Here is a 15,251-nt window from a genome sequence, read left to right as displayed (position 1 = left end):
ACTAGTTTAGATCATCACAAAAAATCTATTCCTAACACTATTTGCCTAATTTTCATATGATACCGGGATGCAAAACAGTACGAATCACCATATCGCTATTTTCGGATCGACCAGTTACATCGGAACGCACCTCATTGCCAAGCTCTACAACGCCGGTTACAAAATCACCCTCTTTACACGGACCACGCGCAAGTTTGAGTTTTTAAACGACGAGTGCTACTTTCTTGAACGGACCAGCCCAGACATCTGCATAGCGGAACAGCGTCTTGAAGTGCGCGGCTTTGACGATATCGTCACGACACTTCAAGGAGTGGATGCCGTCTATTACCTCGTCCACTCGCTTTATGTCAAAGGGGACTATGATTTTTCGCTCAAGGACAACCGGCTGGCAGGGCTCGTGGGCAAGGCCTGTACCAAAGCCGGAGTCAAACAGATCATCTATCTGGGTGGGCTTGGGGTCGAGACGGAGGGCTATCCGCTTTCAATGCACCTCAGAAGCAGGCAGCAAACGGCAGAATTTTTGTGCAAAGAGCATGACGGTGTGACCGAATTCCGCGCCGGCGTTATCATCGGCGCGGGAAATTCAAGTTTCGAAATCATCCGCAGCCTGGCGACCAAACTCCCTTTAGTACCCAAAGCTTTAGGCAAAGAGGGGTTGTGCCAGACGATTGCCGTCGAAGACCTCGTTGCCTACCTCACCCACGCACTTTTGAACGAGAAATATTATGACCAAATCGTCGAGATCGGTTCGAATGAAGTCCTCACCTACTCCGCTATCGTGCAGACCTACGCAGATATCGTCGTCGATAAAAAACTGCATGTGGCCCCCCTGCCGCTGTTTAACAAGATCTTCACCCCCTATGTGTTAAGCAAAATCATCTCGCGGATGTCCGGGATGCGCGCCATTCTAGTTGAACGGCTTTTGGAGGGCATGAATTCGGCCGCGATTATCGGCAATCACCCCGTCTCCAAAGTCGATCCGCACTGTCCCGTTAAACCGAAACCTTTTACGGAGGCACTGAGAATCGCCGGCCAAAGATGCGAAGAGCTGACCTACCTGAGCGTCTGGTCCACGCCATATGAAGAGTCCGTACTCAATCCCGAAAAGAAAAAGCAGTTTTTGCGCTTTACGTCGGAACTCAAAGAGGGGATGCTTTTTGAAGCATACAGCGCGACTTTCCCCGCAGAAAAGATAGAGGATGTCTTCTACCGGGTTAAGGACATCGGGGGAACAACGGGCTATTACTCGCCGAGATGGCTCTGGCAGGTCCGCGGGTTTATCGATGTTCTGCTCGGCGGCAGAGGCCTCCGCGATACCAAAAGGGCACCAAAGTTCATCAGGGTCGGTGACCGGATCGACTTTTGGGTCGTCACGTTTTATAAGAACAAGCCCGGCAACAAAGTGCTGAGGCTCAAAGCGGAGATGCTCACCCCAGGCAATGCCTGGCTGCAGTTCATCCTGCAGCCGGTCCAGGAAGAGGAGGGAAAAGCCCGATTAACGCTGACCGCCTATTTCGAGCCCAACGGCATCGGAGGATACCTTTACTGGTACAGCCTCTACTTTATACATAAATACATTTTCAAAACCATGGTCGAAAACATCCTACTGGCAAGCTACCAAATCCCCGCAGCAGCCAATGTTTCAAGCTAAACGACACTCACGGACTATGCAAGCAACGCCCGGTTGCGAAGCTCGTAGGTATCCTACATCCACTGCTGATAAAGAAGAAGACAAAGTATATGCCTCACAAATCAAAGGGAGCCAATCTATAAGCCTCCCCGGGCTTTTGATGACTTGTTTAAACGCTAAACCGACTCATCCAACAGGCTTCTCAGGCCCTCTGCATCGACGATAACGATCTTCCGCGCGCGCACCTCGACCCATCCCCGTGCTTTGAAACGCCGCACGATGCGCGAAACCGTTTCAGGCGTCAGGCCGATCTGTGACGCGATCTGCTTCTGGGTCGTCGCGGCGAGCACGTCGGCATGTTCCAGCAGGTAGCGTGCCAGGCGGGTCTGCGCATCGTCGACCGTGGTACGCCGGATCACCGCTTCGAGCTGCTTGATCTTGCGCGTCAGCGACCGGATGATGCCCAGCGCCACATCCGGTCGGTTCAGAAAACGGCTTTTGAAAGCCCCGAAATCGATCTCGTAGAGCGTCACGTCTGTTTCGCAGCGCGCCGTCGCCGGATAGGGGATGTTTTCGAAATGTGCCGCCTCGGCGACCAGGTCGTCGGCACGGAAATGGGCCAGGACGATCTCGTTGCCTGCCGTGTCGTGCTTGACGACCTTGACGACTCCCGATACGATGAGGCGGAGTTTTCCCGGGTGTTCCCCGGCATAAAAAAGCGTGCTCCCCGCGCTGTACGATTTCACCCGGGTGATCTCCCGCAACTGTGCCAGGTCATCCCCTTCCAGCCGGTTAAACAGATAGCAGTGTTCCAGTCCCATGCCCCCTCCAACTTGATCTATATCAATGTCACACCCCCCTATCATAACCTATACTGGCGCAAAAAAGGAATCATCAGATGATCGCTTTCGCCGAACTCCCCAAAGTCGCTTTTAACGAGATGAACACCGTTCATGCCGAAGAGGTGGAACAGCTCAACCATATTGAGACGCTCCTCGACACCGGTGCGCCCGAAACGGCCCTCTCTCAGGCACTCGAGGCACTTTTTTTCCATACCCGCGAGCACTTCGCGAACGAGGAGCACCTCATGCGAGAGGTCGGCTTTCCCGCGTTCGAGATGCACAAAGCCGAGCATGACCGCGCCCTCAATGCATTCCAGCTGGTGATGATGGAGTGGCGCAACCGCAACGACGATGAGATCATCCGCGACTACATCTGCACCGATACGCCACAGTGGCTGCAACAGCACATCGCGACCATGGACACCGTCACGGCAAACTTCATCGCGATGGTGAAGGGGAGTTGAAATGAAAACGTACACGTTTCTGGAAGCGCCGCGTTTCGGAGAACGGGTCGTCGTCGAAAAGATGCTGGAGACCCCTTTTTCCAAGGAGATCCGCATCTGTATGACCAAAGGCAGCATCATGCGCGAGCACACCGCGCCCGGACCGATTACCATCATGGTTCTCGAAGGCTGTGTTACACTCACCTCCAATGGTGATGCGGCCGACCTTGAATGCGGAGAGATGGTCTGTTTCGATGCACACGTCCCCCACTCCCTCGAAGGCCGTACGAAGAGCGTTATCCGGCTGACGCTTTCAAAAGGCGACGCGCTTAAACGGGTCATCGACCTGGTGAAGGCGTGACGGCGCTCTTGGCAAAGCTGTAGTATAGTGGGATATGCTACACCGCTCACAATGTGGGCAAAAGGAGGAGACTCCGATGCGACTCTGGTCCATCCACCCGAAATACCTGGACGCCAAAGGGTTGGTCGCCCTGTGGCGCGAGGCACTGCTGGCACAGAACGTGTTGCTCGACAGAACGAAGGGGTATAAGCACCACCCTCAGCTGCTCCGTTTCCAACAGTGTGAAGCGCCTGCGACTGCCATTGGCTGCTATCTCGGTTTCGTGGCGGACGAGGCGGACAGGAGAGGCTATAGGTTCAACAGGGAAAAAATTGTGATGCACGGAGCATGCGCCCTGATGCCTGTCCATACGGGTCAGCTCTCATACGAATTCACCCATCTGCTGGGCAAACTGAAACACCGGGCCCCGGACCGTTACAAAGTACTAGAATCGTTACAGGAGATTGAAACGCATCCGCTCTTTAAAGCGATTGCGGGGGATGTGGAGGCGTGGGAGGTCATCCCGACCGCGGCACCCTGACACGCCCGGGCGGGCGTGTCGTCATCGAAAATGTTTACAGTTCGTCGCGCACCAGGTTGTGGCAGTGGAAACAGGCCAGTTCGATGGAGGTATAGGCTCTTTGAGCTTTGATCTGCCGCTTGCGCGGCGTCAGGTCCCGCGTGTTCTCTCCGTAAGCGTCTTCGATCAGCTCGATGTTCTCCGCGATCAGCTTTGCCGACTCGAGGGCAATGCTCGATTTCTGCTTCTTCTCCGAGGGGAGCATGGATTCGATCTTCTCCTTGTTGCTCAGGAGATCATGCACCTCCGTTTTGAGACGCTTGAACACTTTCAGCGCTTCCGCCCTGTCGTTCCGGATCATAGACTCCCGGGCCGAACCCATCTCCGCATTGAGCTTCAGCATATTGAACTTCAGGTTGAATTTTTGATCCGCCGCATGCAGCTGGACACCGAATGCGATCAGTGCCATCAGGACGATTTTTACCATACCTCTCTCCTCTCATTTTGATTCAGAAAAAATTATATCCAAATTATTTTATCCCATAAAATAACTGTGGGTTGAAATTAAATAATTCCGACCATTTCAATGGGTATTGGGGAGCTGTAAATTAGAGAAAAACAGGTGGGAAGCGTGACGGTGCCGAGGGGCACCGGAAGTGTAAGGGTACAGGTTATCGGGGGTTAGAAAGGAGCCCCTACTCCTTGCACAGCGGTGCGAGTTTGCGGTGGCGCGAAGCCAGCGCGATGACCGCGAAGACGATCGCGTAGGTGACCGGGACGAAATCCGGGATCGGTACCGGATCGCCCTTGGCGTAGGAGTGCATCCCCGCCAAGTAGTAGTTGACGCCGAAGTAGGTCATCAGCACCGACGTAAAGGCGAGCAGGGAGATGACGCTGAAGAGGTACGGCGTATAGATCTTCTTGATAAAACGCAGGTGGATGACGACGGCATAGACGAGGATCGTCACCAGTGCCCAGGTCTCTTTCGGGTCCCAGCCCCAGTAGCGGCCCCAGCTCTCGTTGGCCCAGACCCCGCCGAGGAAGTTCCCCACCGTCAGCGTCGCCAGCCCGACCATCAGGCTCATTTCGTTAATGGCGTTGAGCTCCTTGATGGAGAGCGAGATGCTGTGCGCACGCTTGCCCGAATTGAACATGAACAGGATCAGCGTAATGAAACCCAGCAGCGCCCCCAGTCCCAGGAAGCCGTAGCTGCCGGTGATCATAGAGACGTGGATACTGAGCCAGTACGACTGCAGGACCGGCACGAGGTTCGTCACCTGCGGGTCCATCCAGTTGAGGTGGGCGACAAAGAGGATCAGCCCGGCAAGGATGGAGGTGGCCGCAAGGGTAATCGGCGAATTCTTCGAGAAGATGAAGCCCGCCAGCACAGACGCCCAGCCGATATAGATCATCGACTCGTACCCGTTCGACCACGGGGCGTGGCCGGAGATGTACCAGCGGATCGCCAGGCCGACCGTGTGGGCGATGAAGAAGAGCACGAGCAGACCGTAGGCTCCCTTGGCGAAGAGCCCCAGCTTGACGCGCGGGTTGATGATGTGCGCGAAGGCGAAGACCAGCAGGACGAAACCGACGAGGAAATAGAGCGGCCAGAGGCGCTCGAAGATGTTGGCGTGGTTGTACCAGATCTCCAGTTTCACCTTGTTCTCGTCGGGATAGACGGTAGATCCCGCCTTTTTCTGATGCTCGGCGATCTGCTCCAGCGCGGCATCCGCCTTGCTCCAGTCGCCGCTCTTAACCGCGTCGTCGATGGAGGAGAAGTACTGGGCGGCGAGGTAGCGTACGAGCATGCTCTCCTGTGGGGTAAAGCCGTTGATCGCCTCAATCGTCGCCACCCATTTGTGGTTCGCATCCCCCGCATCCGGCCAGAGGCGCAGCAGCGCACCCGTGTAGACCATGTAGGCGACGTTGACGCGTTCGTCTACTTTGATGACGGCTTTGTCGAACTTGTCACGTTTGCCCGGCGCCTTGCGGATCGCCTCTTCGACATACTTGTTAAGTTTGTAGCCGGCCATCTCATCGGGGTATTCAAAGAACTGGTTGAAGGCGAGGGTTTTCTCACCGGCGTCGAATCCCAGCTCCTTGTTGACCAGCTTGTCCGAACTGATCATCTTGATGTCGCGCCACGCTTCGGGCATCAGCATCATCGAGAGCAGGATCTGATTTGCATTGAGACCGAGGATAGTATCGCCGCGGTTGATCTTGTGCAGGATCTCCGTGCTGAGGGTATCGACCGGTTTCATACGGCCGTTGCTGTCCTGGACGATCAGCTCTCCGAACATATCGGCGTGGGTCCGGTCAAAGGAGGTGATCTCCTTGATCATCGGATTCGTATCGGCTTTGGCGCTTTGCGGCGCGAACGTCAGCAACAGTGCTGCAATAAGCCCTGCGGCCAGTTTCTCTTTCTCTTCGGCCGCACGCTTGGCGATCTTGCCCAGCTGGCGGAAGCGTCCGCCCTTGACGAAGAGTGAACCGAACATCCCGATGGCCAGCAGCAGGTAGCCGATGTAGGTCGGCAGGGTCCCCGGGTCGTGGTTGACGGAGAGGACCGTCCCCTTCTCGTCACGGTCGTAGGAGGACTGGAAGAAACGGTAGTTACGGTGGTCAAGAACGTGGTTCATAAAGATACGGTAAGGCATTTCGATGTTCTGTTCCTTGTCTATCAGGACGACGTCGCTCGCATAGGACATCGGTGACTGTGATCCCGGGTAGCGGTCGAGCTCGAAATCCGTCAGCTTCAGGGCGAACGGCAGGCGGATGAGATCGGCGCCGTAGCTGACCGACATCGGGATGCCCGAGAGCGTCACCGGTTCCGGCACGCCGACTTTGCCGGAGGTGCCCATGACGACGACCTCCTGGGTCTCGCTGCCGTCGCTGAACTGCAGGCGCATTGCGTCCTGCGAGGCACTGCGCATCATCGGCCCCTTCTTTTTCGTTTCCTGGGAGACAACCGTCTTTTTCCCCTTGGCGAAGAAGCTGCGGATGACGAAGTTCGCGCCGTTCTCCGTTGTATAGAGCGTCCGTGTCGACGCGTTATTCTCCAGGGAAGGTGCAACGGCGCCGCTGCTCTGGTCATCCATCTTGAGGTAGGTCATCGGGAAACCGTTGGCCATCTTCAGGCTGTCGCCTTCCATAAACAGGCGGACGACCGGTTTGCCGTCGTGCACCGGCTTGCCGGAGTCGAAGTCGATAATGAGTTTCTCGTTTTCATACTGTTCGCCCTGCGAGAGCTGCATCTGGTCGGGGGCGCCGCCGCCGGTGATCATCATGTTGACAATCGGCTTGCCGTCCGCGGCTTCCACAACGCTGTAGACGGCATCGGGGATGTATTCAAGCAGTTTGACGCTGACCGTTTTGCCGGCGACATCGAAGGTCGTGTCGACGTCGTTGCCGCCGAGCTTGGAAAGATAGAGACTCTGCTTGTACTCGCCGACCTTGCCGTTGTCGTCATAGACGATTTTGAGGTAGCTCGTGGAGCTGGTGATCTTGTCCTCCGTCTGCCCTTCGCGGATGTGCATCATCCCTTCATAACCGACATAGCGGGTCACCGCCGCGCCGAACAGGATGACGAGGAAAGCGAAGTGAAAGAGGAAGACAAGCCCCTTCCCCTTCTTCCACATCTTGAATCGTACGATATTGAGTACGAGGTTGAACGCCAGAATACCCAGCAGCACCTCGAACCATCGGGCGTTGTAGATCATGGCCTTGGCCGTCGGCGTGCCGAAATCGTTTTCGACAAAAGTCGCGTATCCGACGGAGACGGCAAACACCAGCATTAACGTGGCCATGGTTTTCATGGAGCTGATCACAGAGAGGAGGTACTTCATCTCATTCCTTTTCATGCAGTCAGAGGGCTGTGCGGCCCCCAAAGTGCGTAATTGTAGTCATTTTCGGTTAACGGAGTCTTTCAATCGGCGGGAGAGGCTGAATAAGCGTTGCTTATTCAGAGCCTATTTCAGTTCGCCCCAGTGCGCCCCGATGTTCAGCGACGCCCGCAGCGGGATATGCAGGGGATGGATCTCTTCCATAATAGATTGGAAACGCTGCCCCAGCGCATCGGCCTGGGCCGCATCCGCCTCGAAGATCAGTTCGTCGTGAATCTGCAGCAGCATGGTAGCAGGGAGGCGTTCTTTTTTTATCACATCATCGATGCGATTCATCGCCATTTTGATCAGGTCGGCCGCGCTGCCCTGGAAGACGGTGTTGACCGATTCGCGCTCGTACGCGGCTTTGAGCATCGGCGTCGCCTTGTCATAGTCGAAATAGCGGCGGCGCCCCAGCAGGGTCTCGACGTACCCCTGCTCTTTGGAGCGCTCGACGATGGAGGCGAAGTAGGATTTGACCGTCGGGAAGGTCTCGAAGTAGCGGGTGATGATCTCGCGCGCCTCCTTCGTCGTAATGCCCAGGGTATCGGAGAGCTTCTTCTGCCCCATGCCGTAAAGCAGGCCGAAGTTGACGGTTTTGGCGATGCTGCGCTTCTTCGGGGCCTCCTCCTCGCCAAAGAGCGCGATCGCGGTGCTCAGGTGGATATCTTTGTCATGCTTGAAGGCGTCGACGAGGGTCGGGTCATCGCTGAAGTGCGCCAGCAGCCGCAGTTCGATCTGCGAATAGTCGATGCCGATAAGCTTTTTGCCCTTACCGGCCACGAAGGCCTCGCGGATACGCGCCCCCAACGGGGTGCGGGTCGGGATGTTCTGCAGGTTCGGGTTTTTCGAACTGAGCCGCCCCGTCGCCGTCCCCGTCTGCACGTAGGAGGTGTGGATGCGACCGTCGGGACGCTGCTGCCCCAGCTGCAAGAGCGGGTCGAGGTAGGTAGAGACGAGCTTGTGCAGTTCACGGTATTCAAGCAGCTTTTCGATCACCGGGTGCTCTTCCATCAGAGCGTTCAGAACCTTCTCGTCCGTCGAATAGCCCGTCTTCGTCTTCTTGACCACGGGCAGCTCCAGCTTCTCGAAGAGCACCTCCCCTAGCTGCTTCGTGGAGTTGATGTTGAATTCACTGCCGGTGAGCTCATAGATGTTTTGCGTCAGCGCCGCCAAACGCTCCTTCGCCTCCTCCAGGAAGACCGCAAGCACCTTCGTATCGACCCGGATGCCCGCTTCTTCCATCGCGCCGAGCGTCAGCGAGAAGGGAAACTCGACTGCCGCGGCCTCTTCGAGAAGATGCTCGCCCTGCAGGCCAAGCAGCGCCGTCAGTTTCTCATAGAGCCTCCATGTCGCCCAGGCATCCTCGGCGGCGTAGCCGCAGGCATCGGCCAGATCGACGCCGGAGAAGTCTTCCCCCTTCTTGACCGTCTCCTTGAAGCTGATCATCGTGTGATTCAGGTGCAGCAGCGCGAGTTTGTCAAGGGAGAGCGCGCTCTCGGGCGCGGCGAGCCATGCCATGATCATTGTGTCGGCATAGAGAGAGGGTTCGAACCCTTCCATATAGTGGTTGACGAAGTGGAGGTCGAATTTGAGGTTATGCCCGACGACCCGCCCGGTAAAGATCTGCCGCAGCGCCGCCGAGGCGGCTGCTTTACCGACCTGCTCCGGAACGCCGAGGTAACTGTGCGCGACGGGGACGTAGTAGGCCTCCTCTGCGCTCAGACAGAAGCTGAACCCGACCATCGTGTCTTCCAGGTAATCCAGCCCCGTCGTCTCCGTATCGAAAGCGACAAGGGTCTCCGGGGTAATTGCGCCGGTGAGCGCGGCGAGCTCCGATTCGTCGGTGATCAGTTTCGCGGTGAAACCGGCGTTCGCAGGCAGCGGGCACTCCGCTTCCTGCACGGCGTTCTCCTGACTGATCTCCTCCTCACTGATGAGCTTCTTCGCCTTGAGCTTGCGGATGATTCCGTTCATTTCATAGCGTATCAGCTCCGGCACGATCGGCAAGAAGGGGTTGCGATCATCCATATCGTACTCGTCCCACGCCACCGTCTCGAAAAGGTCGTCGCGCAGGGTAACGAGTTTCCGCGACATCCAGGCGTTCTCCTCCCCTTCGCGCAGCTTCTTCTGTACCCCGGCCGGCTTCACTTCGTCGATGTTTGCGTAGACGTTATCGAGGGTCTCATACGCGTTGAGCAGCTTCTGCGCCGTCACCTTTCCGATCCCCTTGACCCCCGGCACGTTATCCGCGCTGTCGCCGAGCAGCGCCTGGTAGTCGGTGAACTGTTCGGGGCGGATGCCGTATTTCTCCAGGCACTCCGTCTCGTTGACGTCCTTGCGCTTGATGGCGTCGACGAGCACGACCTTGTCGTCGTCAATGAGCTGGTAAAGGTCCTTGTCGTGGGAGACGATCCGCACGACCATCCCCGCCTCGACCGCCTTTTTCGTAATGGAAGCGATCATGTCATCGGCCTCGAAGCCGCTCTGCATCAGGGTCTTGAACCCCATCTTTTCGATCCACTCGATGGCGATGGGCAGCTGCGCCTTGAGCTCGTCGGGCGGCGGCGGGCGGTGCGCCTTGTACTCGGGGTCGATCTCGTTCCTGAAGGTCGGCCCCTTGGCATCGAGGGCGAAGACGATGTAGTCGCTGGCGTGGTCCTGGTGAAGACGGTCAATGAAGTTGATGAACCCGGTGAGCAGTCCGGTCGGGAAACCCTCTTTGTTCGTGAGCGGCGGCAGGGCGTAAAAACTGCGGAAGAAGAAACCGAAGGTATCGATGACGGTAATGGTTTTGGGCATAACAGGTCTCTTTTGGTCTTAAAGTTGCACTTAGATAAAAACGGAAGCCATTTTAACGAAAACGGGATTAATCGGGCTGCGCTATAATCCCGACGAAAAATTTACATAAGGAACTGACTGGTGTTCAAGCATAAAGAGCTGATTTTATTCGACTTTGACGGTACCCTCATCGACAGCGCCCCCGATCTGGCGCTGGCGGTCAACCATATGCTTGAACAGCTCGGGCGTCCCCCCTTCGAAGAGACGACGGTCCGCGGCTGGGTCGGTAACGGCGCGCGCACCCTTGTCGAGCGGGCCCTGCGCGCGAGCAGCGACACGGAGGACGCCGCCGAAACGGTCGACCGCGCCCTCGCGATCTTTTTGGAGTTCTATGCCGGCAACCTCGCCGTGCTGACGCGTCCCTATCCGCAGGTCCCCGAAGTCCTGCAACAACTCCACCAAGAGGGCTACCGCCTGGCCATCGTGACCAACAAGCCCTACGCCTTTATAGAACCCATCTTGCACAGCCTGGGGATGTCTGAACTGTTCGAATATACCCTCGGCGGCGATTCGCTGCCCCAACGGAAACCGGACCCCCGGCCTTTGCTGCACGTCTGCGAAACCCTTGGCGTCGACAAGGAACGCTGCGTCATGGTCGGCGACTCCAAAAACGATATTCTCGCGGCCAAAGCCGCCGGGATGGATGCCATCGGCCTCGGCTACGGCTACAACTACGGGGAGGCGATCGCCTCGTATACCCCCAATCTTGTCTGCGACACCTTCGCCGAGGTCGCTGTCCCCTTCGGAGTCTCCCATGGTGTCGGCTAACATCGCCATTGTCGGCGGCGGGGTCGCGGGAGCGACGGCGGCGCTCTACCTGAGCCGCATCGGAATGCGGGTCACCCTCTTCGAAAAGGGCGAGAGCCTCGTCTCCGGTCCCCCGTTTTGCCACCTGCATGCCGGCGGGAACCTCTACCGCGAGATCTCCGACGAACAGTGCGTTACCCTGCTGCGCCAGTCCATCGACCTGCTGCGTTTTTACCCCTACGCCGTCGATTTCCGACCGACAGTCATCGCCGTTCCCCTGACCGACACGGGCGAACCCGGAGACCTCTACCCCCGGCTGGAGATGCTGCGCCGCGAATACCAGCGCTTTATCGCTGAGGACGAACGCAACCAGGTTTTGGGCGACCCGGAAACCTACTTCCGCCTCTACGACCGCGAAAGCGTCGAAGCGCTCCGCGAACGCGAACCGGTCGCGATGCCGCAGACCCCCGACGAGTGGATGATCCCCGTCGCCCGCGAGGTCGACCTCTCCACCGTCAAATTTCCGCTCATCATGGTCCAGGAGTACGGCCTGAACCTCTTCCGACTCGGCGCGGGCGCTGCTCTCTCGCTCCAAAAACTCGACGGCTGCGACCTGCAGCTCGGCACGGCGGTCACCGCCGCGACCCGGAGTGATGACGGTAACGGTTTCACTGTCACCGCGACCGACGGAGAACATACGACGCAGCAGCGCTTCGACTACCTGATCAACGCCGCGGGCTTCCGCACCGGGGAGATCGACGACATGCTCGGGTTCCAACGCGAGCGGATGGTCGAGTTCAAGGCCGCCTACGTCACCAAATGGCAGGAGAGCGCCGTCTGGCCGGAGGTGATCTTCCACGGCGAGCGCGGCACCCCCAACGGGATGGCGCAGTTCACCCCCTACCCCTGCGGTTTCGTGCAGCTGCACGGCATGACCAACGACATCACCCTCTTCGATGAAGGGCTGGTCGGCAGCACCCCCGCCAGCGCCCAGCCCAATCTCGACGAACGCTTTATCGAGATGATCGACCGGGAGTGGGAGTGGTCCTGCGTCGAACGCCGCAGCCGCCGTGCCATCGAGCATATGGCGCGCTATATCCCCGCCTTCATCGACGCCGAGGTTGCCTCCAAGCCCCTCTTCGGCGCCCAGCAGATCCCCGGCGACGACCCGACCCTGCGCGCGGCCGACGTCTCCTTCGTGGGGGAGCGCTACGCCCGCTGCGAAGTCGTCAAAGCCTCCTCGGTGCTGAGCATGACCGACGCCATCGTCGAACGCCTTGTGAACCTCGGCTACGCCGACGCTGCCGTGCAGGGGACCCGCACCTTCGACGTGCCGGCCGTCCCACCGGAGCAGCTGATCGAGACCGAAGCCTCCTCCATCGCCGAAGCGCGCTCCTACCCGACCTGCCTCTCCCGCCGAACGGTGCGCGAAGGCAGCCCCGCCGCGTAAGCGGCCTACGCACGATCCCATCGCCCGCCCTCTTCCGACAGCACGACAAACCGGCTGCCGCAACGTTGACATTTAAGCCTTCCTGTTTTATGATGTAACCATACCGTTGCAAAGGAGATGCGATGATCGACAAGAAAAAAGTCAGCAAATACGTCAAAAAAGAGCTCAAGAACATACTGAAGAAAGAGCTCAAGCAGGAGGTCAAGAAGCACATCAAAGACTACAAAGTCAAAGAGCGTGTCGAAAAGAAAGCGAAACGCAAGGGCTGATGCATTCATCAAGAGGAGAGAGGATGCACAGCTATATTTTCAATACCGACCTGGGCACGTTCGAGATTACGAACGGCCGCCACCACCGGATGTACGAACTCTGGCTGGAAAACGAGAAACTCGGCGAGTACGCCACGGCTGCCGAAGCTGCCGATGACGTCGCGACATTCAACACGGGCTACATCGAATGGGACGACCTTGAGAGCGAAGCCATCCGTGTGCCTGCGGGAATCGAAGCGTGGCGCGAGGTAAAGGAGCAGACGCTTGAGAGCGCCGTCAACCTTCGCCGCCGGCATATCGACGACAACCCCTACCTTGTCAAGACGGAGGGGTGAAACCAGGCGGCGAGCACGCATCGCCGCGCGTCCTTGCGCTTTTAGAACAGTAAATGTACAAAGTCGGCATGACTTTGGATGCACTCACACTCGACACCCCCTATCTCGACCTCGATCCGCTCTTTTACGATCCGACCGATCCGACGCCGCTGAAAAACCCCTACCTTATCAGTTTCAACCCCGACGCCGCCGAACTGATCGGCCTCTCTTCGGACGCCGGCACGGACGACAGACTCGTCGGGCTGCTCAACGGCACCTTCACCCCAGAAGGCGCCAAACCCTTTGCCATGTGCTATGCCGGGCACCAGTTCGGGATGTTCGTCCCGCGCCTTGGCGACGGACGGGCCATCAACCTCGGCAAGAGCGGCACGTGGAACCTGCAGCTCAAAGGGAGCGGCGAGACCCTCTATTCGCGCATGGGCGACGGGCGGGCCGTCCTGCGCTCCTCCGTGCGCGAGTACCTGATGAGCGAGGCGATGCACCACCTCGGCATCCCGACGACCCGCGCGCTTGCGCTGATCGGCTCGGAAACGAAGGTCGTACGCGAGCGCCTCGAGCGCGGGGCGGTCGTGCTGCGGATGTCGCCGACCTGGGTCCGTATCGGCACCTTCGAGTACTTCTACTATAAAGAGGAGCACGACAAACTCGAACCCCTCGCCGACTACGTCATCGCCGAGAGCTACCCGCACCTGAAAGGCGAAGAGGATGCCTACTTCCTGATGTTTGCCGAGGTCGTCGAGCGCACCGCCCGTCTGCTGGCGCAGTGGCAGAGCGTCGGATTCAACCACGGGGTTATGAACACGGACAATATGTCCATGGGCGGACTCACCATCGACTACGGCCCCTACGCCATGCTCGACGACTACGACATCTCCTTTATCTGCAACCACACGGACACCCACGGCCGCTACGGCTTCGGGCAACAGCCCCATGTCGCCTACTGGAACCTCTCGATGCTCGCCGAGGCCCTCTCCCCCATCGTCTCAAAGGAGCGGATGGAGAAGAAGCTCGATGATTACGGCTCCGTCTACACCCAGACCTACGTCGAGATCATGTGCGCCAAAATGGGACTGGCGACGGTGAAGGAGGACGACATCATCCTGCTCAAAAAGATGCTCACCGCGTTGCAAAATAGCCAGGCGGACTACACCCTCTTTTTCCGCACCCTCAGCCGTTACGACGGCGACGGCAAACCGCTGCTCGATATCTGTGTCGACCGCGAACCTGTCCGCGAATGGCTGGCCGAGTACGACGCCCGGCTGCTGCACGAAGAGCGCAGCGCGGAGGAGCGCCACGCCGCCATGCTGCAAACGAACCCGAAATACGTGCTGAAAAACTACATGCTGCAAGAGGCGATTAAAAAGGCGGAGAAGTTTGACAACAGCGGGGTCGAGGATCTGCTGACCATCGCCCGCAATCCCTTCGACGAACTGCCGCAGTTCGAACGCTACGCCAAGGCGACTCCGAACGAACACAAGAACCTCAAACTCTCCTGTTCCTCCTAAAAAGTGGAAAAGGGTTTTTCCTTTTCCTTTCTTTTTACAAAGAAACGAAACCAAAGAAAATCGTCGTTGCGCAAATCGCACACTGCTCCCGGCTTTGTGCCTCCGCAACGGCTTTCAAGGCATGCTTAACGACAAGTCGCCGATCGATTTTATGCGCTTCGGGAACCGAAGCTAACAAAAGCAAAAGAGCTTCGACCCGTCGAAGCGCATCCAATAAAATTAGAAATTGGCCTTGAGCGCTCTTTGTAAGCCATCCCGGAGGCATAAAGCCGGGAGGGATGAGCGATTCGCGAAAGGCCGCTTTTTGTGCTACTTTTTCTAAAAAAGTGGCAAAGAGATATGCTGTTCATTCTTTTCTTTTTACCAAGAAAAGAACCAAAAGAAAATCGTCGTTGCGCGAATCGCTCGCTGCTCCCGGCTTTGTGCCTCCGCAGCGGCTTTCATGGCA

At 57.7% G+C, this 15,251-nt stretch carries 13 protein-coding genes; 9 read left to right on the top strand and 4 right to left on the bottom strand.

The genetic code is table 11. The annotated features are described in order from the left end of the window. Positions 1-67: 67 nt before the first annotated feature. On the top strand, positions 68-1,651 hold the full coding sequence (locus tag WCY31_RS05750) for an SDR family oxidoreductase (protein ID WP_345973622.1): 1,584 nt from the start codon (positions 68-70) through the stop codon (positions 1,649-1,651). Between the two features lie 155 nt (positions 1,652-1,806). Here WCY31_RS05750 and WCY31_RS05745 read toward each other — a convergent pair whose 3' ends face one another. Next, on the bottom strand, positions 1,807-2,451 hold the full coding sequence (locus WCY31_RS05745) for a Crp/Fnr family transcriptional regulator (protein ID WP_345973620.1): 645 nt from the start codon (positions 2,449-2,451) through the stop codon (positions 1,807-1,809). Positions 2,452-2,528: 77 nt separating this feature from the next. Between WCY31_RS05745 and WCY31_RS05740 the strand changes: the two genes are divergently transcribed. The 3 genes from WCY31_RS05740 (at position 2,529) to WCY31_RS05730 (ending at position 3,796) form a co-directional block, all read left to right on the top strand. Beyond that, the gene (locus tag WCY31_RS05740; RefSeq protein WP_345971343.1) at positions 2,529-2,936 is read left to right on the top strand and encodes a hemerythrin family protein; all 408 of its coding nucleotides are present in this window, start codon (positions 2,529-2,531) and stop codon (positions 2,934-2,936) included. 1 nt (position 2,937) lies between these two features. Then, positions 2,938-3,276, top strand: a complete 339-nt coding sequence (locus WCY31_RS05735) for a cupin domain-containing protein (RefSeq protein ID WP_345971342.1) — start codon at positions 2,938-2,940, stop codon at positions 3,274-3,276. Positions 3,277-3,352: 76 nt separating this feature from the next. After that, positions 3,353-3,796: a pyrimidine dimer DNA glycosylase/endonuclease V gene (locus tag WCY31_RS05730; RefSeq protein ID WP_345971341.1), complete on the top strand. Its 444-nt coding sequence runs from the start codon at positions 3,353-3,355 to the stop codon at positions 3,794-3,796. A 34-nt stretch (positions 3,797-3,830) separates the two neighbouring features. On the opposite strand, the gene WCY31_RS05725 is transcribed toward WCY31_RS05730, so the two are convergent. The 3 genes from WCY31_RS05725 to polA all read right to left on the bottom strand — a co-directional run bounded on the left by WCY31_RS05725 (position 3,831) and on the right by polA (position 10,458). Beyond that, entirely contained in the window at positions 3,831-4,262 is a 432-nt protein-coding gene (locus WCY31_RS05725; RefSeq protein ID WP_345973618.1) for a hypothetical protein, read from the bottom strand. Positions 4,263-4,470: 208 nt separating this feature from the next. After that, positions 4,471-7,620, bottom strand: a complete 3,150-nt coding sequence (gene ccsA / locus WCY31_RS05720) for a cytochrome c biogenesis protein CcsA (RefSeq protein ID WP_345973617.1) — start codon at positions 7,618-7,620, stop codon at positions 4,471-4,473. Between the two features lie 123 nt (positions 7,621-7,743). Continuing rightward, positions 7,744-10,458 (bottom strand): DNA polymerase I, encoded by a 2,715-nt coding sequence (gene polA / locus WCY31_RS05715; protein ID WP_345973615.1) that lies wholly within the window; start codon positions 10,456-10,458, stop codon positions 7,744-7,746. 120 nt (positions 10,459-10,578) lie between these two features. Here polA and WCY31_RS05710 point away from each other — a divergent pair, with 120 nt between their 5' ends. The 5 genes from WCY31_RS05710 (at position 10,579) to WCY31_RS05690 (ending at position 14,803) form a co-directional block, all read left to right on the top strand. Beyond that, positions 10,579-11,265, top strand: coding sequence for a phosphoglycolate phosphatase (locus WCY31_RS05710; RefSeq protein ID WP_345973613.1), 687 nt, complete (start codon positions 10,579-10,581; stop codon positions 11,263-11,265). Beyond that, entirely contained in the window at positions 11,252-12,694 is a 1,443-nt protein-coding gene (locus tag WCY31_RS05705) for an FAD-dependent oxidoreductase (protein ID WP_345973611.1), read from the top strand. Before WCY31_RS05710 ends, WCY31_RS05705 begins: the two co-directional genes overlap by 14 nt. A gap of 122 nt (positions 12,695-12,816) precedes the next feature. After that, entirely contained in the window at positions 12,817-12,963 is a 147-nt protein-coding gene (locus WCY31_RS05700; protein ID WP_231021110.1) for a hypothetical protein, read from the top strand. Between the two features lie 23 nt (positions 12,964-12,986). After that, positions 12,987-13,298, top strand: a complete 312-nt coding sequence (locus WCY31_RS05695; protein WP_345971335.1) for a hypothetical protein — start codon at positions 12,987-12,989, stop codon at positions 13,296-13,298. Positions 13,299-13,366: 68 nt separating this feature from the next. Continuing rightward, complete coding sequence (locus tag WCY31_RS05690; RefSeq protein WP_345973609.1) at positions 13,367-14,803, top strand: protein adenylyltransferase SelO; 1,437 nt, start codon at positions 13,367-13,369, stop codon at positions 14,801-14,803. Positions 14,804-15,251 lie beyond the last annotated feature (448 nt).

This window comes from Sulfurimonas sp. HSL3-1 (genome assembly GCF_039645995.1).
Lineage (GTDB): Bacteria > Campylobacterota > Campylobacteria > Campylobacterales > Sulfurimonadaceae > Thiomicrolovo > Thiomicrolovo diazotrophicus.
The sequence above is the reverse complement of the archived record's forward strand: the minus strand, read 5'-3'. Positions and strand labels throughout refer to the sequence as shown.

Coding starts and splice junctions, on each gene's coding strand:
- WCY31_RS05750 (WP_345973622.1), top strand. CDS start 68: ATGCAAAACAGTACGAATCACCATATCGCTATTTTCGGATCGACCAGT.
- WCY31_RS05745 (WP_345973620.1), bottom strand. CDS start 2,451: ATGGGACTGGAACACTGCTATCTGTTTAACCGGCTGGAAGGGGATGAC.
- WCY31_RS05740 (WP_345971343.1), top strand. CDS start 2,529: ATGATCGCTTTCGCCGAACTCCCCAAAGTCGCTTTTAACGAGATGAAC.
- WCY31_RS05735 (WP_345971342.1), top strand. CDS start 2,938: ATGAAAACGTACACGTTTCTGGAAGCGCCGCGTTTCGGAGAACGGGTC.
- WCY31_RS05730 (WP_345971341.1), top strand. CDS start 3,353: ATGCGACTCTGGTCCATCCACCCGAAATACCTGGACGCCAAAGGGTTG.
- WCY31_RS05725 (WP_345973618.1), bottom strand. CDS start 4,262: ATGGTAAAAATCGTCCTGATGGCACTGATCGCATTCGGTGTCCAGCTG.
- ccsA (WP_345973617.1), bottom strand. CDS start 7,620: ATGAAGTACCTCCTCTCTGTGATCAGCTCCATGAAAACCATGGCCACG.
- polA (WP_345973615.1), bottom strand. CDS start 10,458: ATGCCCAAAACCATTACCGTCATCGATACCTTCGGTTTCTTCTTCCGC.
- WCY31_RS05705 (WP_345973611.1), top strand. CDS start 11,252: ATGGTGTCGGCTAACATCGCCATTGTCGGCGGCGGGGTCGCGGGAGCG.
- WCY31_RS05700 (WP_231021110.1), top strand. CDS start 12,817: ATGATCGACAAGAAAAAAGTCAGCAAATACGTCAAAAAAGAGCTCAAG.
- WCY31_RS05695 (WP_345971335.1), top strand. CDS start 12,987: ATGCACAGCTATATTTTCAATACCGACCTGGGCACGTTCGAGATTACG.
- WCY31_RS05690 (WP_345973609.1), top strand. CDS start 13,367: ATGACTTTGGATGCACTCACACTCGACACCCCCTATCTCGACCTCGAT.